This is a genomic window from Oceaniglobus sp. K40-3, assembly GCF_055808395.1.
Genome location: NZ_CM147868.1, coordinates 1,965,939 through 1,986,637 on the forward strand (window position 1 = coordinate 1,965,939; position 20,699 = coordinate 1,986,637).

A 20,699-nucleotide genomic window follows, 5' to 3' on the forward strand; every position below is an offset into this window, starting at 1 on the left:
ATGGGAATGCGGTGTGATCGAATGGTCAATGCCCGGGGTGGGCCACAACCCGCAGGCGTACATCCTGCCCGGCAAGACCGATGTCCAGGCGTTCCACCAGCAGCTGGACAATGCGGGCCTGCTCGGCGGGGAAGAGTTCATTCCAAAGCGGCTCAAGTTGGGTCAAGGCTGCGCGTGCGGTGTCCTCAACGCTCTCGGGTATTCTTGGCACGCTTGCCGCCCATCCACATGCCCTTCTTGCGCGAGGCGGCTATCTTGTCGCGAATGCGCTCAAGAGAAGGCGGCCCGAAAGCCGCCTGCTCTTGTCGTGATCACGCTCAACGAGGATCAATAGACACCGTAAGTCGTCTCGTCGATCTTGTCGTAGATTTCCGTGCGGGCGAGGTCGGCAAGGGCATCCACGTCTTTGGTGTCCACCTCGGACAGAAGCCCGTCCCATTTGTCGACGAGCGCCTTGAAGGCGGTCAGGATATCTTCGGGGTTTTCGATACCCCGCTCCTTTGCCGTTGAAATCAGGGTCGCTTCGTCGGCCACCACGAAGTCTGCAAGCGCGTTTTTCAGCGTCTCATCGGGATCGACGACGGTCATGCCGGCGTCCTTCGCGGATTGAACCGCTTTCGCGACGTCCTTGTCGAATTCGATGCGGTGCTCGCCCAGGTAATAAGCCATCTGGTTGAACAGCACGCGGCGGTTTTCGGGCGAGATCGACTGCCAGAACGGCACGTTGTACCCCCATTCGAACCCGGCGTAATAATTGCCGATCGCGAGGGTGTTCATGTCGGTGACGACATCCTTCAGGCTGAAGCTGTCCAGCGCGTCCGCCGCGGCCACCGCACAATCGAGCGACCCCGCGTCCAGCCCCGTATACATTTCGCTGGACGGGATCGAGACCGGCACGGCACCGACGTATTCGGCGAAGCGCGACCATGCCCCACCGGCCATGCGCAGCCGCTTGCCCTTGATGTCCTCCAGCGTGCGGATCGGCGTGTTGCACTGCATGAAGTATTGCGAGGTCGAATAGCCGCCGCCGAAGACGACGCCGTTCGCCTTCCATTCGGCCTGCTGTTCGGGGTTGGTCAGCCCGAATTCGGTCGAGGCGAACGCCATGACCAGCGGGTCGGTGTTATAGAACGCCATGTTGCCGATCAGGTTGTCGATGGGCAGTTCGGACGGCGTGTAGGTGCCCGCATGATAGGTGACCTGTGCCACCCCGTCGCGGACCCCTTGCAGCGACGAAGCCGGCGGCAACAGTGAGCCGGCGGAAAACACCGTGAATTCGATTTCGCCGTTGGTTTCCTGCGCGACCTTTTTCGCGAATTCGACATATGGCCCGCGCACCATCGAATGGCGTTCGGCAAAGAAATGGTTCGCGTTATAGCTTTCGGCCGCGGCCGCAGTCGTCATCGCCACAAGTGCGACGGCGGTGGATTTCAGAATTGATGTCGTGTTCACAGGTTTCCTCCCTTTGGAACATGCAGTGGTTTGGTGTCAGCCTGCCATCAGCGACGGCAGGAAAAGACTGAGCGCGGGAAATGCGATCAGCAGGATCAGGGTCAGCAGGTCCATGGCGATGAACCACGTCGTTCCGGAAATGATGTCGCCCAGTTTGACCTTGCCGGATAATGCGCTGTGCAGGACGTAGAGGTTGAGGCCGACCGGCGGTGTGACCAGCCCGATTTCCAGCAGCTTGATGGTGATGATCCCGAACCAGATCAGGTTCACGTCGGCGCCTTCCAGGACGGGCAGCAATACCGGCAGCGTCAGCAGCATCAGGCCGATCGAATCGATAACCATGCCCAGGATGACGAACAGCCCCGCGACCATCAGAATGATGACGATCTGGTTGTCCGACACCGACAGCATCGCATCCGTCAGGGACCGCGGCACACCCGACAACCCCATGAAGCGGGTGAACATGATCGCGCCGATCGACAGAAAGAAGATGGACGATGTCGCCACAACGGTCTGACGGATGGCGATGCGCACGGCCTCCCATGTCAGGCTGCGGCGCAGGACGGCGATCAGGATGGCCAGCGTGGCGCCGACCCCACCGGCCTCGGTCGGGGTGAAGAAGCCGCCGAAGATGCCACCCAGAACGCCCATGATCAGCACCGGAAAGGGCCAGACCGACCACAGCAGGGCAAAGAACCGCGACGTGTCGAAGGTTCCCTTGCTGCGGGGGGCCAGGGCGGGGTTCAGCGCGCAACGGATTGTGATCATGCCCATATAGATCAGGGCAGAGATCACGCCGGGAATGACGCCGGCGATGAAGAGCTGGCCGATCGATTGCTCGGTGAAGATGCCGTAAAGCACCATCAGGATCGACGGCGGGATCAGCGAGCCGAGCGTACCCGAGGCCGCAACCACGCCTGTGGCCAGCGACGGGTGATATTTCGCCCGCAGCATTTCGGGAACCGCAATGCGCGACATGGCTGCCGTCGTCGCGATGCTGGAACCGGACGCCGCGGCGAACAGCCCGCAGGCCCCCACGCTGGCCGAGGCAAGCCCGCCGGGAACACGCGCCAGCAGCAGCTTCAGCAAATCGAACGCACCCGTCGTCAGGCCGGTATTGGCGGCGATGAACCCCATCAGCAGGAACATCGGGATCGCGGTCAGGGACCAGTCACCGATGAAACTAAACGGCAGCGCGCTGACGATGCCGAAGGCGGCCGTCGTGTTCAGCATGACCGAAATGCCGATGAATGACACGATCATAAGGGCGATGCCGATGGACATGCGCAGGGCAAGCAGGGCGAAAAGGCTGCCGACCCCGATCCAACCGATGGCCAACATGCTCATGCTGCGGAATCCGTATCGTGCAGTTTCGTGACGGGTCGACCGCGCAACAGCATGATCGCCCGCATGAGCGCCGCAACGGCCGCCAACCCAAAGCCCAGCGGCAGCATGCAGCGCGCGGGCCAGACGATGATTTCGCGGCTTCCCATGACCACCTCGCCGACGTTAAAGGCACGCACGGCATCCAGCCCGGTGCGCCAGGTCATGATTGACAGCATCCCCGCCGTGGCAATGAAGGTCGCGATCAGGCTGGTCCGCTTCAGCCAGTCGGGAAAGTGGTTGAACAGCAGGTCCACGCTGATCTGTTCGTCGTCGTATTCGACCATTGCCATCGGCAGCATGACGATCGCAACCATATAATAATAGGACGAGATTTCGACCGTGCCCTGGATCGGGGCGTTCCAGAACACCTTCAGAACGACATCCAGCGTGATGTTGAGCATCATCAGGATGATGCCCAGGCCACCGAGAAGCATCAGCCCATGAGTCAGTTTGCGAAATGCGCGATCCATTGATCCTCCCTGCGCAAGAGATCCTCATGATCGGCTGCGCTTTTTGACAGCATTCCGCACAGGTCTGTTCATCGCAAATCGCAAAGCTTGATCGGGTGATCGCACTTCGTTATCGATCCGTCATACGATGAGGAGAACGCAATGGGTCCGACCCGCATAGGCATCCGCCATCTGCGCTATACCATTGCCGTCGCGGATGCCGGCGGGTTCCGTGCGGCGGCCGAGATGTTGAACATCGCCCAGCCCGCGGTCAGCAAGACGGTGCAGGACACCGAGAACGACCTTGGGTTCGCGATCTTCGTGCGCAGTGCGGGGGTGTTCGAAATCACCGAACCGGGTCGCGTTTTTCTTGATGATGCCCGCCAGACACTGGCGACCTTTGAAAGGACGATCCGCGCGTCGCGCCAGAATGAACTGGGCGCGCGGGGGCACATCATTGTCGGATACTCGGCGCTTGCCGCGTCTTCCCAGATCTCGGGTGGGTTGGACCGATTTCAGGAACGCCACCCGGGCTGCCAGGTCGAGATGCACGTCATGTCCACGGACACGATGATGCGCAACCTCAAGACCGGCGAGATCGACATCGGTTTCCTTCTGTCGCACGACAGCGTGCACGACCCCGAGGTTGCGCAAAAGCCGATCTGGTCGACCACGATCGGCGTCGTCGTTCCCCGCACGATCAACGCCGTGTCGCTTGACATGCTGCGCACCAGCGACTTCGTGATGGGTGTCCGCGAAAACTGGCGATCATTCCGCGCGCTTCTCGACGCCGCATTCATTGCACCGGGTCTGACCCCATTGATCGTGGATGAGGCATGGGACGTGCAGGTCATCTTTCAGCGGGTCGCGGACGGGCGCGGACTGACCTTCTATCCGATCAGCGCGGCCGATAGCCTGCCCGCCGCGCTCCAGATTCTGCCGGTGCCGGATTGGACACCGCAGATGACCATTGCAATGGCCTGGAGCAAGGTCGTCGATACCAGGCTGCTGCACGCCTTTCGGGACAGTTTTGCAACCTGATCGGCCGCGCAGGTGATCCAATTCCGCGATCACCCGATCACACAACCTTATTTGAGCGTCGTGGCGACCTTGCGTCTTATGGCAGCGCCGACATGAATGAGCAGTGTGAGACCGCGATGGACTGTGATACCGATCCGACCCCCTTTTACCTTAGCGGATCAGACACTGGCGTGCTGCTGCTGCACGGCTTCACCAGCACGCCCCAAAGCGTCGCCCATGTCGGCCGCAAGATCCACGCGGCGACCGGGGTCACGCTGAGCGTGCCATTGCTGGCCGGCCACGGAGAAACACCCGAAGCGCTGGCGTGCACCGGGTTCCGCGACTGGCTGGACTCTGCGCAGGCTGCGCTCGATCGGTTGCACAATGACTGCGACCGTGTTGTCGTGGCAGGTTTGTCGCTGGGCGGAACGATTGCCTTAAACCTCGCCGCCCGCTTTGCGGATCGTGTCGATGGCGTGATCAGCATCAACGGGTCGACCGGCATTTACCGGCCGGATCAGGTGACAGGCCTGTTCTCGACCGAATCCGACGCGTTCCATCCAGGCATCGGATCAGACATCAGCCACCCCACACGGCGCGAGACATGCTACGACAGAATTCCCGTTTCCACGATGCGGGAAAGATTCATCCTGACCTGCGCGACGGGCATCCTGCTGCCAGAGTTGAAGCAGCCGGTCCTTGTGTTCCAGTCCCGCGAAGACCATGTCGTCGCACCGGAAAACGGATTGCGCATCCTGCGCGATGTCGGATCTTCGGATGTGTCGTTGCAATGGCTGGACCGCTCCTTTCACGTCGCGACACTCGACCATGACCGGGACCAGATCGCGTTCCGCTGCTCCGCTTTCATTTCCGGCCGGTTCCTGCGGTAAAGATCCGCGCCTTTGTTGCCCGGCCTCTTGACAGTGAATGTCGAAAGAAGCGCTTCCGTGCGCCCCATTGTGGCGGATATTGCTTAACCCCCGAACGCCTGTCTCAATTCAGCCGCGTCGAGTCGAAGATGAACTGTATGAAGGGGCGCACCACCCCCGAGAAATGGAAACGCGACCGCGATATCACCATGTCGTGCCCAGTGCCGCGCCGGTCATTCAAGCTGATCGTTGACATCATGGCGCGATTTGGCGTTTTTGGTATTCTGTGCAACCCTGTGCATTGCACGTGTCGGACGGCGCAGGAATTGCCGCCGGGTTTCCGCATGGGCCGGGCCGCAAGGCTTGCATTGCACGCAGATTGCGCCAGAACAGGGGGCAGAACCGCACCGCGGGCCAAAAGATTTTATGCGCGACGCGGGCCTGAGGGGTCTGCACAATGGTGGGATACAATGTGACCAATTCTTTGCCGCCCCGAAACCGTGGCTTTGTCAGCGCCCAAAAGGTTGCAGAGCTGGCGGGCGTGTCACGTTCGGCGGTGTCACGGGCGTTTACCGACGGGGCGAGTGTTTCGGCAGAAACGCGGGGCAGGGTGCTGAAGGCGGCAGAAGAGCTGGGCTATCACGTCAATCATCTGGCGCGCGGGTTGATCCGCGAACGCAGCAACATTGTGTCGCTCGTGGTTTCCGAAATCGCCACCCCGTTTCAGGCGCGCCTGATGGAGGCAATCACGCGGGCGCTGCAAAAGCAAAATCGCGTTGCGTTGGTGATCAACACCAATGGCGATGATGCCAACGCCGCGCAGGCGTTGAAACAAAGCCTGAATTACCGCGCCGATGCGACTGTCGTGCTGACGGGAACGCCGTCGTCGACCCTTGTTGATACCTGCCTTGCCAACGGTCAACATGTCATCCTGATCAATCGGGGCGAAACCCCGGAAGGGGCAGACCGGATCACGGTAAACAATGCCGCTGCCGCCCATGAGGCGTTTTTACTGCATCAACGGGCGGGTGCGCAAAGCCATGTCGTGGTATCAAGCCAGAACCGGACGCCAAGCCTTGTGGCGCGGGAAACGGCCTATGTTCAGGCGGCCCGCGCGGCGGGTGTCGCGGTTGAGGTGGTCGCGGCGGGGGCGACATCCTATGAATCGGGGCAGGCTGCTGCCCGGCAGGTTTTGGCGCGCTCCAACGCCGTTGATGCGGCGTTCTGTGTGACCGATCTTCTGGCGCTTGGCTTCATGGATTCCGCACGTCTGGAATTTGATCTGGCAATCCCGCGCGAGTGTTGCGTGATCGGTTTCGATGACATTGATCAGGGGGTGGGATTCCTATGGGCTTACGACATTCCGTCAGCCAATCAACCAGATCGCCGAACACATCACACAGCTTCTTGATCGCGAGGACGTGGCAGGCGACGGCGTGACATTCGAGGCGCAACTGATCTGGCGGCGGTCTGTCCGACCGCGCTAGTTCGCGCCGGGCGCGGTGAGGTTGCCCGCCGTCAGATCAATCGTAAAATCCGCGTCAGGCGCCCCGTTTGCATGTTTGTGCAAGGTTCTGAGCATCCGCGCCGCCGGCCCGGTTTCGGCCCCAACGGACAATCCGCGATAAAGCCGCAAACGCTCTTCCGGCAGGGCCGCGAGAGAGCCGGCGCGCTCCAGCAGGTAAAGGTCGGTGATGGCCGTGAGGCCGGAAATCCGCGCCGCGTCGGGGTGGTGGTTGGTATCGTCGATCAGATCGGCCAGCGTCACCCCGGCAAGGTGCTCGGCAAAACCTTCCTCCCAATCCCGGGGAAGAAAGCGCGTGATGACAAGGTGTTCGAGGTGCCAGCGCAGAAAGGTTTGATAATCGCCCTGCGGCAGGTCCGCCCCCGCCTGACGATAGGCGTCAAACCCCAGATCAAATCCGGTGACATCGTTCAACAGGCGCGTGTGAATCCGGGCTGTTTCCCCGTCGATATGCAGCAGTTTCCATCCGGCGGGAAATGCGACGGTCGACGGTGTGGCGATATTTATCAATGGTTTGGGGGTGGTAATTGCGGTGCTGCGGTTAAGGTGCCAATGCCCGCTGAAATGCAGCCCCATTCCCGTCGCGGCAATCCGCGCGCCCGTGGTATCATCCGGCATGATGCGGCGCTGACCGCCTGCCTCCATCTGACCGGCCGCCCCGTTGAGCGCATCAAGCACCGGATAATGCGAGAATGTCACCAGCCGTTTGCCCAAAACCTGTGCGCGCGCCGCGACATCGGCAATCCAGTCAAGCAACCAGGTCTTGCGCCCCAGCACAGCGGCCCAGCCCTCGGTGCTGCTGTCGCGCCAGGCGCCTGTTTGCGATGCCGGGTCGGGCCGATAGACCGAGGCATCAACCGAAAGAATCCACAGACCCGCCACAGGCTCTACCAGATAGGAAAAGTCGGGCGTCATCACCGTTTCAGGCCCGGCGAAAACCGGCCCCATACGCGCCTCAATTGCGGGATCGGTGCCAAAGGGCGTTTCCCACAGTACATCACCGGGATGCGGGGCAAAGCCGAAACCGGATGCGAAAGGAAAAACCTGTGCATAGCTCAGGCGTTGCAGGACGGGTGCGTGATGATGCGGCGTTTCTGGCGCGCTGGAGACGGTGAACACACCGCCATTCGGCGCTGTGAATTCTTTTGTTTGCGCCAGCGTGCCGTCAACCCATTGATCGTGGTTGCCGGGCGTCAGGAAAAACCGCATCCCTGCGCGGCTCTCATATTCGTGCAGAATGGCGGCGGCGGCCTGCCAGTTGGGCGCCTGACCGTCATCGGTCAGATCGCCGAGGATCAGCACCAACGTGACCCCCTCAGCGACCATGGCATCCAGCGCGGCGCGCAGGGCGGGTTCGCTTTCGTTAAAGACGCGGGTGGACTGGACGGTGTTGGCCAGGCTGCGCAGCATCGCGACGCCCTCGCACCCATAGGCGGCGCCGGTTGCAACGGCGTGCAAATGCGGATCGGCAAGAATTCCGATCCGGCCGCTCCATGGGGTGGGTTCCGTCATTGTTTTGCCTCGTCGGGTTTGAAATGCGCATTTGTGGTGTAAATCATGACGGTGGTGATCCCATGTCGCAAGGCCGCCCAATATCGAACAGCGCGACGGCCAAGGGTATCCGGGGCCAGCGGGGGCGGTTGTTCGGTCATCGGTCATGTCCTTTACGAGCCGCTGTCCTGCGTGCTATTGCACGGCTTTGCAATGGCTTCAATCACGAGTGTCCGACGACAATTCCATTTTCGGCTGCATCTGGCCGGGGCAGGGGTGGCGGGATCGTTGTGATTTGGCCATGATCCGCATAATCGGGCGCGGGCAACAAACGCGACATTTGGATAGAGCCATGAAACCAGACATCGACGTAATCACAATCGGGCGCGCGGGCGTTGATCTTTATGGCGCACAGGTCGGTGGGCGGCTTGAGGATATGGGTTCGTTCGAAAAATACATCGGCGGCAGTCCCACCAATATCGCTTGCGGCGCGGCGCGGCTGGGTCTGAGGACGGCGTTGATTTCCCGGGTCGGTGACGAACACATGGGCCGCTTCATTCGCGAACAACTGGCCCGCGAAGGCGTCTGTACCGATGGCGTCGTGACAGACCCCGAGCGCCTGACAGCCCTGGTGATTCTTGGCATCCGCGACCAGGAACAGTTTCCGCTGATTTTTTACCGCGAGAATTGCGCCGATATGGCCCTGTGCGAAGATGACATCGACGCGGCCTTTATCAAACGCGCGCGGGCGGTGGTTGTGACGGGCACACATCTGTCGAACCCGCGCACGGCGGCGGCGGTTCTCAAGGCGCTGACCATCGCGCGTGACAACGGCATCCGCACCGCCTTGGATATTGATTACCGCCCGAACCTTTGGGGCGTCGCGGGGCATGGCGACGGTGAAAGCCGGTTTGTCGCAAGCCAACAGGTGACGGATAAACTGTTGGCGACGCTGCATTACTTTGACTTGATTGTCGGCACCGAAGAAGAATTCCACATTGCTGGCGGATCGACAGATACCCTTGCGGCGCTGTCTGCGGTGCGGGAAAAATCAGCGGCGACCCTGATTTGCAAACGCGGTGCCGCAGGTGCCACTGCCTTTGACGGGCCGATCCCCGACAGCCTTGATGCGGGGCAGACGGGCCAGGGATTTCTGATCGAGGTGTTCAATGTTCTGGGTGCGGGAGATGGCTTTTTCTCGGGCCTGTTGAAAGGCTGGATGGCAGATGCCGACTGGCCGACCTCGCTGAAATACGCGAATGCCTGCGGGGCGTTTGCGGTGTCGCGGCACGGGTGCACCCCTGCCTATCCGTCCCTGGCCGAGCTTGAGTTTTTTCTTGAACGCGGGGTGGTGCAAAAGGATTTGCGCAACGATCCCGCGTTAGAGCAGGTTCATTGGTCAACCACACGCCACACGCGCAATGGGGGCGATTGGTCGACCATGCGGGTGTTTGCCTTTGATCACCGGTCCCAGTTGGAAGAGATGGACGGTTACACGATTGAAAAGGGCGCGGCGTTCAAGGAACTGTGTTTGAAGGCCGCGTTACAGGTGCAGGGCGGGCAGGGCGGGTTTGGCATTCTGTGCGACAACCGGATCGGGAAATCGGCGCTGCATGGGGCCTCTGGCACCGGGCTTTGGATCGGCCGGCCCGCCGAATGGCCCGGCTCGCGGCCTTTGACGCTGGAGCCTGACCTTGGCAGTGACTTTGGCGGCGTGAATACCTGGGCGCGTGAGAATGTGATCAAATGCCTGTGTTTTTGCCACCCCGATGATGATGCCGCAACGCGTATGGCACAGGAAGCGACCGTCAAGCGGCTGTTTGATGCGGGGCGGCGCAACAATCTGGAATTCCTGCTCGAAGTGATCCCCTCCAAGATTGGTCCGGTAACGCCTGACACAACGGCAACCCTGATCCGGCAGTTTTACAAGGCCGGGGTTTATCCCGACTGGTGGAAGCTGGAACCGATGGCAAACCCGAAAGGTTGGGCCGCCACAGTGTCGGCAATCGAGGATAACGACCGGCACACACGCGGGATCGTGGTGTTGGGGCTGGATGCGCCAGAGACAGAATTGTCGGCGTCTTTTGCCGTCGCGGCGCGCCATCCCCTGGTCAAGGGCTTTGCCGTGGGGCGCACAATATTCGGCGATACCGCGCGGGCATGGATGGTGAACGCAATGTCAGATGCGGATGCGGTTGCACAGATGGCAGACCGGTTTGCGCGACTGTGCAAGGTTTGGGATGCGGCGCGCGCCGCAAGCAAGGGATAATCGCGATGAGCAAGACAATCAGACTGACGGCGGCGCAGGCCATGGTCAAATGGCTCTCGGTGCAGATGACCGAGGAAGGCGAGCGTTTCATCGAGGGCGTTTGGGCGATCTTTGGTCATGGCAACGTGACGGGTATGGGCGAGGCGCTTTATGGTGCTGACCTGCCAACATGGCGGGGCCAGAACGAACAGACCATGGCGCATACGGCCATCGCCTATGCCAAGGCGAAAAAGCGCACCCGCGCCATGGCTGTGACCACCTCGATCGGGCCGGGCGCGACCAATCTGGTGACAGCGGCGGCCTTGGCCCACGTCAACCGTTTGCCCTTGTTGCTGATCCCGGGTGATGTGTTTGCAAACCGTCGCCCTGATCCCGTGTTGCAGCAAATCGAAGACCACGGCGACGGCACGGTAAGCGCCAATGACTGCCTGCGCCCTGTCAGCCGTTATTTTGATCGCATCGTGCGCCCCGAACATCTTTTGACGGCGCTGCCCCGTGCAATGGCGGCCATGACAGACCCGGCAACCTGCGGCCCGGCGACCCTTGCATTTTGTCAGGATGTGCAGACCGAGGCCTATGATTACCCCGTCGCGTTCTTTGCCCCGCGTGTGTGGCGCATTCGCCGGCCCGAACCGGATGCGGTGGAATTGGCCGAAGTGGCCGATCTGATCCGCGCGGCCAAAACCCCGGTGATCGTTGCCGGTGGCGGCGTCATCTATGCGCAGGCGGAAAAGACGCTGGCAGATTTCGCGACACGTCACAATATTCCGATCGTGGAAACCCAGTCTGGCAAAGGTGCTGTCGCGCAGGCCCATCCGATGAACTATGGCGGTTCGGGCGTGGATGGATCGGCGGCGGCGAATGACATTTCGGCGGCGGCGGATCTGGTGATCGGGGTTGGCACGCGGTTTCAGGATTTCACCACCGGGTCATGGTCGGTGTTCAAACACCCGGACCGGCGCCTGATTTCGATCAATGTGGCGGCCTATGATGCGGTAAAGCACGGGGCGGTGCCACTGATGGCGGATGCCGGGATTGCGCTGGAAAAACTGACCGCTGCCTTGGGCGATTACGCCGGAAAGGGCGCAAACCCCGATGCACGGGCAGGGTGGCTGGCGGCGGTCACGGCCCATTGCGCGCCCCGTGCAGACACCCCCAAAGGGTATCGCCCGCTTGACGCCGAGGTGATCGGCGCGGTGCAACGCGCCACCGATGAAACCGCCGTGGCGATGTGCGCCGCCGGCACCATGCCCGGCGCGCTGAAGCTGCTTTGGCAGGCGGCAAGCGGCGGCTATCATATGGAATACGGCTTTTCCTGCATGGGCTATGAAATTGCGGGCGCGATGGGGCTTAAACTCGCCGATCCGGCGCGCGAAGTGATCTGTTTTGTCGGGGATGGGTCTTACATGATGGCCAATTCCGAACTGGCAACCGCCGTGATGCGCCGCGTGCCCTTTACGGTCGTGTTGACCGATAACCGGGGGTACGGCTGTATCAATCGCCTGCAAACCGGGACGGGGGGCGCGGCGTTCAACAACCTTTATGCCGATTGCAACGTCGAGGCGCAGCCGCAGATCGATTATGTCGCCCATGCGGGATCAATGGGCGCCCATGCGGTCAAGGCCCGCGATATTGCCGATCTGGAAACGCAGATCGCGGCGGCCCGTGGGCGCGACATTCCAACGGTGATCGTGATCGAAACCGATCCGACAGTCGGCCCCAACCTTGATGGGTCGGGGGCGTGGTGGGATGTGGCGGTTCCTGCGGTCAGTGATACACCGGACATTAACGCCGCCTATGCGGATTACCTGAAAAACCTTGCACAACAGCGCGTTGTAAACTGAAAGAACACCACATGATCCTGTTTGGCACCAATCCGATCGCATGGGCCAATGACGACGACCAAAGCTTGGGCGCCGATATTGAAACCACGCGCATCCTGCACGAGGCGGGCCGCCTTATCGGCTTTGACGGAATAGAGAACGGTCACCGCTGGCCGCAAGACGACCCTGCCGCGCTCAAGGATCTGCTGGGGCAATATGGTTTGCGCTTTATCTCGGGCTGGCATTCCCTGAACCTGCTGGCCCATTCTGTCGCGGATGAGAAAGCGGCGATTCAGCCGCACCTGGACAAGTTAAAGCATAACGGTTGCCGGGTGTGCATCGTCTGCGAGACATCCAATTCCGTGCAGGGCCTTGATGCGCCGCTGACGACACGGCCCACGCTGGACAGCGCCAGCATGGTGGATTTCGCCGCCCGGGTCGAGGAAATCGCTGTCTTCACCGCCGCGCAGGGCATTGATCTGGTGTATCATCACCACATGGGCACAGTGGTGCAAAGCGTCGAAGACATCGATGCCTTTATGGCCGCAACCGGCCCGGCGACGAAACTCTTGTTTGATGCGGGGCATTGTTATTTCGGCGGCGGTGATCCTGCGCAGGTCTTGGCGCGTCACATCGGCCGGGTTGCGCATTTTCACGCCAAGAACGTGCGCCCGGCTGTGCGGGCAACGGTCGAAAACAAAGGCTGGTCCTTCATGGACGGGGTGCGCCGTGGCGTTTTCACCGTGCCGGGCGATCAGGAGGGGGCGATTGATTTCGCGCCGCTTTTGCAGATTCTGAAATCGGCGGGCTATGACGGCTGGATCGTGATCGAGGCCGAACAAGACCCCGACGTGCATAACCCGCTTTTGTATCAAACCCTTGGGTTGCACACCCTGAAACGCATCGCGCGTGAAACCGGACTTATCTAAAGGAGCGACCCATGGCCGATTTTCTGAAAAAACCGTTTGGCACCCATGGCAAGGTCCACGCGATCACCCCGGCAAGCGCGGGCTGGCGCTATGTCGGGTTTGATCTTTACCGCCTGCGGGCGGGCGAAACCGCGGGCGATGTCACCGGCTCTGATGAGGTCATACTGGTCATGGTCGAAGGCAAGGCCACGGTGGTGGCCGCAGGTCACGAGTGGGGCGAATTGGGGGACAGGATGCAAGTGTTTGAAAAAACGCCGCCCCATTGTCTTTATGTGCCAAATGGTCAGGAGTGGCAGGCGGTCGCCACCACAGATTGCACCATCGCGATTTGCAAGGCACCCGGAAAATCCGGGCATGACGCGCGCAGGATCGGCCCCGACGGGATTTCCCTGACCCAGCGGGGCGAGGGCACCAACACCCGCCATATCAACAACATCGCAATGGAAAACGAAGACTATGCCGACAGCCTGTTGGTAACCGAGGTGTTCACCCCGGCAGGCAATTGGTCGTCCTATCCAAGCCACCGCCATGACGAGGATGATTTTCCACGCATCACCTATCTGGAGGAAACCTATTACCATCGCCTTAACCCTGCAAATGGCTTTGGGATTCAGCGGGTCTATACGGATGATCTGCAACTTGATGAAACCATGGCCGTGGCCGACGGTGATGTCGTCTGTGTGCCGCGCGGTCATCACCCCTGTGGCGCGCCCTATGGGTTTGAGATGTATTACCTCAACGTGATGGCAGGCCCCTTGCGCAAATGGCGCTTTGTTGCCGCGCCAGAAGTGGAACATCTGATGTGATTGCGGCGCAGGAAAAAGCCCTTTGATGACATTCGCAAAGGCGCGTTATCGGCCCCGGGGCGGGGGCGTTGATAAATAGCAAAAAACAGGCAGGAATGCCTTGACGCCCCCGGTGCCATATTCTATCCCGCACGTCATGCGCGGTTGTAGCTCAGTTGGTTAGAGTACCGGCCTGTCACGCCGGGGGTCGCGGGTTCGAGTCCCGTCAACCGCGCCATTTACCCCTCTTTTCGTGACATTTTCACTGAATATTCCTTTCGGAAACAAAATGCGTTTTGGGGGCATCTTCGCGCTTGACGGCCCCGTGCGACTGGCCTATCCCGCACCTCACGCGCGGTTGTAGCTCAGCTGGTTAGAGTACCGGCCTGTCACGCCGGGGGTCGCGGGTTCGAGCCCCGTCAACCGCGCCATTTCCCATTTCCGCCTCTGTGTCAGCGCCCTTTCGGGACGGCATCTGCATTGGCGTGCGGGACTGTAAAAAATGGGCCGCATCATCCACACGCATTCCGTTTGGCGGGGGCCCTGAACACACAGACCTGGCGCGCAGGGCGCAGCAGGTCTTTGCTGTTGTCAGATATTTCGTGACCGGCACATCCGGAAAAAGCTGCGGAAAATCCAAGAACTTTTTCGGGGTCGGTATCGACCTGCGTGATCGAAGAAACGTCCGACATCGCGGACGAATGCCCGTATCGACGTATCCGTCCGGCTACGTCGCGCTTGACGCCTGTTGCGGCGTCCAGTTCCAGGGCGCGGGTTCTTCGACGCGGTTGATCTTGTGATCGGCGATACGCTCGGGAACCCAGGTAAGCCAGGCTTCGGGATTGACGCCGTTCATGCGGGCGGTCTCAACAAGCGTGTAGGTGATCGCAAGGAGCTGCTGGCCATGACCGACCGCTTCCGCGAAAGCACCCAAAGCTGGCGCAAGGTGCTGCTCGATCTCAAATGGCGTGGCCTGAAGCAGGACCCCAAGCTGGCGATCGGCGACGGTGCCCTGGGGTTCTGGACGGCCCTGCGCGAGGTGTTCGCCACAACGCGGGAACAGCGGTGCTGGGTTCACAAGACCATGAACGTGCTGAACGCGATGCCGAAATCCGTTCAGGCAAAAGCCAAGGCCAACCTCGCTTTCGACTTCTTGGTCGAAAACTATGGCGTGAAATAAGACAAGGCGGTGGCCAAGTTGGTCAAGGACAGAGACGCGTTGCTGGCCTTCTACGACTACCCGGCGGAACACTGGAAACACATTCGGACGTCAAACCCGATCGAAAGCACCTTCGCCACTGTCCGGCATCGCACGAAACGCACCAAGGGGTGCCTCAGTCGCAAGACCGGGCTGGCAATGGCGTTCAAGCTGATGATGTCAGCGCAGAAAAATTGGCGCAAACTCGACGGCCAGAACCGCCTGCCCGAGATCATCCAAGGGGTTGAGTTCCGCGACGGCCTCCGCCACGTTCAAGCTGCCGCCTGATCAGGCGTCACCAACTTTTGCGCATATCGCACTTTCGATTGGATTTCGGCGGTATGACCGGGATGATGTCGCGTTCCAGCAGGTCATTTCGCAGCCAATCCGCGTCGAAAGCCCGGTCAGCCAGCAGATGTCCGGCGGAAAGGTTGCGGATCAACTCATCGGTTTCGCGCAAGTCTTGTGCCTGTCCGGGCATCAGGCAGAAATCAACAAGATTGCCGAGCGCATCGGTCAGGGCCAGAATTTTCGTCGTTATGCCTCCGCGGGAACGCCCGATGGCCTGGCAAAGAGTCCCCCATTTGCGCCCTGACCCGAGCGGTGGACCTTCACGATCATTCCGTCCGTTGCCCGGCAGTTGATTGCGGAGCAATCAATGAGAGGGGATTATCGCGTGTTCCAAGTCGGCGTCTGAAGATAACTCTTTGAACATCCGATGGAAAACAGCCGCGCCAACCCATCTGCGGAACCGCTTGAACACGCTGTTCCATTTGCCAAATTCGATCGGTAATTCACGCCACTGCGCCCCGGTGCGGACGATCCACAGGGCCGCTTCCACGAACAAGCGGGGATCACGCCCAGTCTGTCCCGAATCGGCAACCTTCCCAAGACAATACAGTTCGATCGTGGCCCATTGCGCGTCGGTTAAAACTCTTCAGGTCAAGGCTGCTCTCCTCTGTTTGCAACCTTGAATCAGAAGTCAAGTGATTTGGGAATCCTGAACGTCAACAGCCCCTAGGAACCCAACGGTCATCAAGGCCTTTGAATCCAAGATCGAGAAGCTGGAGCACGAGAAGTTCGCTATTGCCGAACTCCCCTGTCAATGAGCGTTCAAAACTGACCCGGTTTCAGCATTTGATTTTGACCCGCCTATTGGGAGGCAAAGCCCTCAGGCGGGCCGCCCTCATATAGCGAGTCCGTCTGTGGGCTTTGCTTGCGGTGCGGTTATTTTTCTCTGCGGCTTTTGCTCTGAGCGAAGCGGTATGAGGTGTTGCCGGTCTCGATGATGGCGCAGTGGTGCGTGACGCGGTCCAGCAGCGCGGTTGTCATCTTGGCATCCACTGCCCGGCAGTCGCTGCTTGCAGCGATGAGAGGGGCCGAAGACAGCGACCCATTCCCCGAACTCCAGATTGGTGGTGATGATGACGCTGGTTTTCTCGTAGAGCTTGCTGATCAGGTGGAACAGCAGTGCGCCGCCGGATTTCGGGAAGGGGATGTAGCCCAACTCGTCGATGATGACGCAATCCAGGGCTGACAATTGCCGGATGATCTTCCCGGCGTTGCCTTCGGCCTGTTCCTTGATCCACTGCCCGGCGGTGCATGTTTACATGCATGAGAGGGAGGGCATTGATCAGATCGACGGCGTTGAAGAAGCGGGCCTTTTTGCCGTTGTTGATCAAGGCGGTTCCAAGCGCGATGGCGATGTGGGTTTTGCCTGTTCCGGTTCCACCCACCAGGATGAGGTTGTGTGCCTCTTCGGTAAACTGGCCCGAGCAGAAGGGCTCGATCCGGGCCTTGGTGACGGCTGCCGCGCCGTAATCGAAGGTGGCGAAGTCCTTGTGATGCGGGAACTTCGCGATGCGCATTTGATACTGGCCTCTCGGCGATGCAAAGCATCGCCTGTCAGCTAATAGATGGAGCGCACCCGGCGCTCTACAGTTTCTGCGTCGATCAGTTGCTTCATCGCTGTGGTCAGACTGGGCGGCTTGCGCGCGGACAGCAAATCATGTGCGCAAGCTGCCATTCCATGCAGCCTCAGGGCGGTCAGTTGATCAATGAGAGCGTTCATATGACGGCCCCCTCTGCCGAGCACAGCGTTTCATAGCGCTTACAATCGGCCTCCGGGCGCAGGGTCAGCTGTGGATAGACGTATGTTTCGCTCAAGGAGGTGATGACCGGCTCGACCAGCTGGTTAATCAGGTTGATGATGGCGGGCAGGCGCAGGGTGTTTTGCTCCACCGCCAGATCACACGCAATCTCGACGACCTCGATCCGGTGATCCTGGGCCAGCAGAAGCAGATCGACAAACTCCCGATCCCCACCTTTGCCGGCCATGTAATGTTCCCTGATCCGATGCATGGCATCGGGCAGTTGCCAGTCCACGAAGGGTGCCCCGTTGCGCAAGGCGCCGGGTTTGCGATCCAGCAGAGGAACGTAATGCCACGGTTCAAAGTAGCTGACGTTGCGGGTAAAGCGGCGCCTGTGTTCGGCAATGACATCCTGGCCTGACACCAGCACGATCCGGCCCGCATAGGCGCGCAAGGAGACATGCTGGCCTGCAAACCGGGACGGCACGCTGTAGCGATTGCTGGCATATTGAACCAGGCAGGTGGAGCGGACACGCACCGTCTTCTCCACATAGCCATCAAAAGCCCGCCCCAGGGGGCGCAGCCCGGCGCGTTCATCTTCAAAAACCTCTGCAACCGTGCGGGTCGAATGTTCAGGATGAGCGCGATTTGCCAGCTCCTCGCAGCGCAGGCGCAACCAGTCGTTCAGCCCATCCAGATCATCGAAGGCTGGCATTGGGGCAAACAACCGGCCTCGCAAAAACTGGACCTGGTTCTCGACCTGACCCTTCTCCCAGCCCGACGCGGGGGGCAGGGCCGTCCAGAAGGGCGCCATTGGTTCAAGCCCAATGGACGGCGGCTCCATGACATAGTGGTTCATCAACGCGAGGAACCGCGGATGGAATATCCGATCCTTCGAGCGGGAGACATAGGTCACCATCGTTTTGGGATTGTCGATGATCCCGGGGCTCCGCCCGTTCACATCTCAAACCGTCCCCCGGACGGTTTGCCACCTTCGGTGGGTCGATGTTCACCCCGTCGCGGGACCCCGCCGTAGAAGGACAACGCCCGCACAAAGGCATCCAGCACCATCTCTTGGGCTTCGCCGGGATAGGCGACGACAAAGGGCTTGCGACTATGGCACAGGCGGAAGTGGGCAACCTTCACCGATCGCTCGACACCGCCCAGGACAACCCGTTCCTCGCTCCAGTCAAATTGCAGCGCGTCACCTGCCGCAAAATAAAGCGGGATAAAAGCCTCGCCCGAACCGGCACCGGCCTGCTTCAGATCGCGGACAAATCGCTGAACCGGCGAATAGGAACCAGGATAACCTTCCGAGACAAGCTGCTCGTAAAGCCTCACGGCCGTTCGCCGTTCCCGGCGTGGTCGCTTCTGGTCCTGCTCGAACAGCTCCTGAAGCCGAAGATCAAACCCGTTGCACAGTTTGTGCCGAACCGGCGGGGCTTGGCGCTGGTAGCTCGGCGGGCTCTCATCCTTCAGATACTTCTTGATCGTGTTGCGCGATAATCCCGTCGCCCGCGCAACAGACCGGATACTGCGCCCTTCAACCAGCACCCACAGACGGATCTTCGATACACTTTCCATCAATAACACCTGCTCTTCCCTCCGCACTTGAAGCGCCGATGTTAACGAAACAGGTGGGTCAATTTTACTCGCTCATAACCCACCTAAGTGGGTCAATTTCGCATGCCGATTCACACGCCTGATCCTTGGATTCTTTTACCCCAACGTTTTCAAGCCGTCCGGCGATCAGGCGGCGAATTTCCGGTTTGATGCCCGAGAGTCGGGCGGCGCGCGTCCAGCTATGGCGGAAGCTGTGGAAGACCAGTCCGTCTTCTTTGATCTTGAGGGCCTTGGTGACTTCGCGGGGGAACCGTGTGCCAAAGGTCTCGCTATAGCGATCCCGTTTGCTGAGGGTCACCTCACGGGGGCTTCTGATCTTGGTCTTGTTGTCGGTATAGTTCTCGATGAACAACATCTTGTCACCAGACGCGCGCCGACGGGAAAGGAAGTCACCGAAACCCGCATCTAGCAGGACCGGCGGGATGGGGATCACACGGAAGCTATGCTTGTTCTTAACCTTTTGCAGCGGGTCTTCGTCGGTGATTTTGAGCGTCAGTCCGTTCCCCCAGTTTCGACGTTTGCGACGTGAAGCTGTCCGATCTCTTCCCGGCGTGCTCCGGTGTATGCGGAGATCATCGGTGCCCAGCGGTCGATGCTGTCCTCATGGAATTTAGCCGCACAGTGGTGGAGGATCAGCCGAATATGCGCGGGAGCGAACGGCCTGACATCATCATCAGCCTTTGCGGAGTGTTTCACCTTCGTTTTGATTATTTTGTAGCCTGAGAATGGATCAGCAGAAATAGTTCCGGGTTTATCGAGAGCGTATGCCATCATCGCCTTCATGTGATCGACGCGGGTGCCCCTGATCTTGTCGCCCGCACATTCAAGCCCCTCAGTTTCCCCGGCTTCTATTGCTTGTTGGATGGGTAGGTCTTGGATTCGCTTCTCCCGTGTGATGGGCAGCTTCTTGAGAGCTTCATCGAAGTCGTGGAGGTGACCACGTTTGAACTTGTTGATGGGCGTCTCACCGTGAAGTTCGATCCAGCGGCGAACGGTGTAATTCAACGAGTCCTTATGCTGCTTGGTGTAGGACTTTGCGGCGGCGAACTGTTCAGCAAGATCGCGCAGCCCTTCTCCACCTTCGTCCGCCCACTCCGGCGCTTCGGGAATTGGCTCTTGCAGTGTTGCGGCTGTGGTTTTCAGCTTGCGGAGTTCGGCGGTGACGTGATCGGCAAAGGCGCGCTGGGCGGCTCGTTCTGCTTGTTGGTGTATGTCGCGCAACAGGTCCGGTTCCACGTCTTCTTCACCGATGAAGACCTGAACCGGGGATGTTTTCCGGCGAGTCTTGCCTGTCTTGAAGTCAATGATTTCGGAGTGAAGCCAATCCACATCTGTGTCGATGGGGTCGTCCGCCCCCCGTCCGGCTTCAAGGAAAGCATTCGTGCAGCGGAGTTCCGCGATCAGGGCAGGCAGCTTGTCTGCGCCGCCCAGCGCTTCGACCATTGCAGCCTCGGGGGCGTCCAACAATTCCTTGAGGCGGGCCTTTGCGGCTTTGGCATCAACTTCCTTGACTTGCCGCGCCATGATCGCGCGCTGGTCTGTGACTTGCCGTGCGGCCTCGCGCGGGTCGCTGGACCGGGTGGAAGCCTCGAATGCGGCCTTTTCCCGATACAGATGTCGAATTGCCAGCGGCACGGGAATGTTGAGGTGGTAGATGCCACCGCGTTGTTTTGTGTATTTGATCTTGGGGAGCGCCATGGCTGTGTCCTAGTTCCGTGTCTTAGTCGAAACTAAGACAAACGCTAGGACAAACCGCCAAAGATAAGGGAATTTCGGCCATAGTATTGAAG

18 protein-coding genes, 2 tRNA genes and 4 pseudogenes are annotated in these 20,699 nt (G+C 60.1%); 10 read left to right on the top strand and 14 right to left on the bottom strand.

Going from position 1 to position 20,699, the window contains the following annotated elements:
* Positions 1-25: 25 nt before the first annotated feature.
* From AC0L7P_RS10130 to AC0L7P_RS10145, 4 genes are all read right to left on the bottom strand, one after another.
* A complete protein-coding gene (locus AC0L7P_RS10130) occupies positions 26-166 on the bottom strand; it encodes a hypothetical protein (RefSeq protein WP_473435539.1) in 141 nt (46 codons plus the stop codon).
* Positions 167-327: 161 nt separating this feature from the next.
* The gene (locus tag AC0L7P_RS10135; RefSeq protein ID WP_473432698.1) at positions 328-1,452 is read right to left on the bottom strand and encodes a C4-dicarboxylate TRAP transporter substrate-binding protein; all 1,125 of its coding nucleotides are present in this window, start codon (positions 1,450-1,452) and stop codon (positions 328-330) included.
* A 36-nt stretch (positions 1,453-1,488) separates the two neighbouring features.
* A complete protein-coding gene (locus tag AC0L7P_RS10140) occupies positions 1,489-2,799 on the bottom strand; it encodes a TRAP transporter large permease (protein WP_473432699.1) in 1,311 nt (436 codons plus the stop codon).
* Positions 2,796-3,308 carry a TRAP transporter small permease subunit gene (locus tag AC0L7P_RS10145; protein WP_473432700.1) on the bottom strand — a complete coding sequence of 171 codons (513 nt, stop codon included), beginning with the start codon at positions 3,306-3,308 and terminating at the stop codon, positions 2,796-2,798. The genes AC0L7P_RS10140 and AC0L7P_RS10145 overlap by 4 nt, the downstream gene beginning before the upstream one ends.
* A 141-nt stretch (positions 3,309-3,449) precedes the next feature.
* On the opposite strand from AC0L7P_RS10145, the gene AC0L7P_RS10150 reads away from it, so the two are divergent.
* From AC0L7P_RS10150 to AC0L7P_RS10160, 3 genes are all read left to right on the top strand, one after another.
* Positions 3,450-4,328, top strand: a complete 879-nt coding sequence (locus AC0L7P_RS10150; RefSeq protein ID WP_473432701.1) for a LysR family transcriptional regulator — start codon at positions 3,450-3,452, stop codon at positions 4,326-4,328.
* Positions 4,238-5,197 carry an alpha/beta hydrolase gene (locus AC0L7P_RS10155; protein ID WP_473432702.1) on the top strand — a complete coding sequence of 320 codons (960 nt, stop codon included), beginning with the start codon at positions 4,238-4,240 and terminating at the stop codon, positions 5,195-5,197. Before AC0L7P_RS10150 ends, AC0L7P_RS10155 begins: the two co-directional genes overlap by 91 nt.
* Before the next feature lie 451 nt (positions 5,198-5,648).
* Entirely contained in the window at positions 5,649-6,587 is a 939-nt protein-coding gene (locus AC0L7P_RS10160) for a LacI family DNA-binding transcriptional regulator (RefSeq protein ID WP_473432703.1), read from the top strand.
* Positions 6,588-6,659: 72 nt separating this feature from the next.
* Here the strand turns inward: AC0L7P_RS10160 and AC0L7P_RS10165 are convergent, their stop codons facing one another.
* Positions 6,660-8,213: a metallophosphoesterase family protein gene (locus tag AC0L7P_RS10165; protein WP_473432704.1), complete on the bottom strand. Its 1,554-nt coding sequence runs from the start codon at positions 8,211-8,213 to the stop codon at positions 6,660-6,662.
* Entirely contained in the window at positions 8,210-8,353 is a 144-nt protein-coding gene (locus AC0L7P_RS10170; RefSeq protein ID WP_473432705.1) for a hypothetical protein, read from the bottom strand. Before AC0L7P_RS10170 ends, AC0L7P_RS10165 begins: the two co-directional genes overlap by 4 nt.
* 191 nt (positions 8,354-8,544) lie before the next feature.
* On the opposite strand from AC0L7P_RS10170, the gene AC0L7P_RS10175 reads away from it, so the two are divergent.
* The 6 genes from AC0L7P_RS10175 (at position 8,545) to AC0L7P_RS10200 (ending at position 14,429) form a co-directional block, all read left to right on the top strand.
* On the top strand, positions 8,545-10,461 hold the full coding sequence (locus AC0L7P_RS10175) for a bifunctional 5-dehydro-2-deoxygluconokinase/5-dehydro-2-deoxyphosphogluconate aldolase (RefSeq protein WP_473432706.1): 1,917 nt from the start codon (positions 8,545-8,547) through the stop codon (positions 10,459-10,461).
* Positions 10,462-10,466: 5 nt separating this feature from the next.
* Positions 10,467-12,305 carry a 3D-(3,5/4)-trihydroxycyclohexane-1,2-dione acylhydrolase (decyclizing) gene (iolD, locus tag AC0L7P_RS10180; RefSeq protein ID WP_473432707.1) on the top strand — a complete coding sequence of 613 codons (1,839 nt, stop codon included), beginning with the start codon at positions 10,467-10,469 and terminating at the stop codon, positions 12,303-12,305.
* Between the two features lie 11 nt (positions 12,306-12,316).
* Positions 12,317-13,213: a myo-inosose-2 dehydratase gene (gene iolE, locus AC0L7P_RS10185; protein WP_473432708.1), complete on the top strand. Its 897-nt coding sequence runs from the start codon at positions 12,317-12,319 to the stop codon at positions 13,211-13,213.
* Positions 13,214-13,224: 11 nt separating this feature from the next.
* On the top strand, positions 13,225-14,019 hold the full coding sequence (iolB, locus tag AC0L7P_RS10190; protein WP_473432709.1) for a 5-deoxy-glucuronate isomerase: 795 nt from the start codon (positions 13,225-13,227) through the stop codon (positions 14,017-14,019).
* Between the two features lie 140 nt (positions 14,020-14,159).
* Positions 14,160-14,236: transfer RNA gene (locus tag AC0L7P_RS10195), tRNA-Asp, on the top strand.
* A gap of 116 nt (positions 14,237-14,352) precedes the next feature.
* Positions 14,353-14,429: transfer RNA gene (locus AC0L7P_RS10200), tRNA-Asp, on the top strand.
* A 296-nt stretch (positions 14,430-14,725) separates the two neighbouring features.
* On the opposite strand, the pseudogene AC0L7P_RS10205 reads toward AC0L7P_RS10200, so the two are convergent.
* Positions 14,726-14,887 (bottom strand): annotated as a pseudogene (locus AC0L7P_RS10205) (transposase domain-containing protein); the annotation flags it as partial.
* Here AC0L7P_RS10205 and AC0L7P_RS10210 point away from each other — a divergent pair.
* Positions 14,885-15,484: pseudogene (locus tag AC0L7P_RS10210) on the top strand (transposase); the annotation flags it as partial. The pseudogenes AC0L7P_RS10205 and AC0L7P_RS10210 overlap by 3 nt on opposite strands.
* Before the next feature lie 7 nt (positions 15,485-15,491).
* Here AC0L7P_RS10210 and AC0L7P_RS10215 read toward each other — a convergent pair.
* The 7 genes and pseudogenes from AC0L7P_RS10215 to AC0L7P_RS10245 all read right to left on the bottom strand — a co-directional run bounded on the left by AC0L7P_RS10215 (position 15,492) and on the right by AC0L7P_RS10245 (position 20,607).
* Positions 15,492-15,851, bottom strand: coding sequence for a transposase (locus AC0L7P_RS10215; RefSeq protein WP_473432710.1), 360 nt, complete (start codon positions 15,849-15,851; stop codon positions 15,492-15,494).
* Between the two features lie 74 nt (positions 15,852-15,925).
* A pseudogene (locus AC0L7P_RS10220) lies at positions 15,926-16,103 on the bottom strand (transposase); the annotation flags it as partial.
* A gap of 320 nt (positions 16,104-16,423) precedes the next feature.
* A pseudogene (gene istB, locus AC0L7P_RS10225) lies at positions 16,424-17,267 on the bottom strand (IS21-like element helper ATPase IstB).
* The gene (locus AC0L7P_RS10230; protein ID WP_473432711.1) at positions 17,264-18,247 is read right to left on the bottom strand and encodes a Mu transposase domain-containing protein; all 984 of its coding nucleotides are present in this window, start codon (positions 18,245-18,247) and stop codon (positions 17,264-17,266) included. Before AC0L7P_RS10230 ends, istB begins: the two are co-directional and overlap by 4 nt.
* The gene (istA, locus tag AC0L7P_RS10235; RefSeq protein WP_473432712.1) at positions 18,244-18,870 is read right to left on the bottom strand and encodes an IS21 family transposase; all 627 of its coding nucleotides are present in this window, start codon (positions 18,868-18,870) and stop codon (positions 18,244-18,246) included. Before istA ends, AC0L7P_RS10230 begins: the two co-directional genes overlap by 4 nt.
* A 64-nt stretch (positions 18,871-18,934) precedes the next feature.
* A complete protein-coding gene (locus AC0L7P_RS10240) occupies positions 18,935-19,264 on the bottom strand; it encodes a hypothetical protein (protein WP_473432713.1) in 330 nt (109 codons plus the stop codon).
* Between the two features lie 137 nt (positions 19,265-19,401).
* Complete coding sequence (locus tag AC0L7P_RS10245; RefSeq protein ID WP_473432714.1) at positions 19,402-20,607, bottom strand: hypothetical protein; 1,206 nt, start codon at positions 20,605-20,607, stop codon at positions 19,402-19,404.
* Positions 20,608-20,699 lie beyond the last annotated feature (92 nt).

What these genes read in the sequence shown, in the direction of transcription:
- AC0L7P_RS10140 (WP_473432699.1), bottom strand. Translation starts at nt 2,799, where the DNA reads ATGAGCATGTTGGCCATCGGTTGGATCGGGGTCGGCAGCCTTTTCGCC.
- AC0L7P_RS10145 (WP_473432700.1), bottom strand. Translation starts at nt 3,308, where the DNA reads ATGGATCGCGCATTTCGCAAACTGACTCATGGGCTGATGCTTCTCGGT.
- AC0L7P_RS10150 (WP_473432701.1), top strand. Translation starts at nt 3,450, where the DNA reads ATGGGTCCGACCCGCATAGGCATCCGCCATCTGCGCTATACCATTGCC.
- AC0L7P_RS10165 (WP_473432704.1), bottom strand. Translation starts at nt 8,213, where the DNA reads ATGACGGAACCCACCCCATGGAGCGGCCGGATCGGAATTCTTGCCGAT.
- AC0L7P_RS10170 (WP_473432705.1), bottom strand. Translation starts at nt 8,353, where the DNA reads ATGACCGAACAACCGCCCCCGCTGGCCCCGGATACCCTTGGCCGTCGC.
- AC0L7P_RS10175 (WP_473432706.1), top strand. Translation starts at nt 8,545, where the DNA reads ATGAAACCAGACATCGACGTAATCACAATCGGGCGCGCGGGCGTTGAT.
- iolD (WP_473432707.1), top strand. Translation starts at nt 10,467, where the DNA reads ATGAGCAAGACAATCAGACTGACGGCGGCGCAGGCCATGGTCAAATGG.
- iolE (WP_473432708.1), top strand. Translation starts at nt 12,317, where the DNA reads ATGATCCTGTTTGGCACCAATCCGATCGCATGGGCCAATGACGACGAC.
- iolB (WP_473432709.1), top strand. Translation starts at nt 13,225, where the DNA reads ATGGCCGATTTTCTGAAAAAACCGTTTGGCACCCATGGCAAGGTCCAC.
- istA (WP_473432712.1), bottom strand. Translation starts at nt 18,870, where the DNA reads ATGGAAAGTGTATCGAAGATCCGTCTGTGGGTGCTGGTTGAAGGGCGC.
- AC0L7P_RS10240 (WP_473432713.1), bottom strand. Translation starts at nt 19,264, where the DNA reads ATGTTGTTCATCGAGAACTATACCGACAACAAGACCAAGATCAGAAGC.
- AC0L7P_RS10245 (WP_473432714.1), bottom strand. Translation starts at nt 20,607, where the DNA reads ATGGCGCTCCCCAAGATCAAATACACAAAACAACGCGGTGGCATCTAC.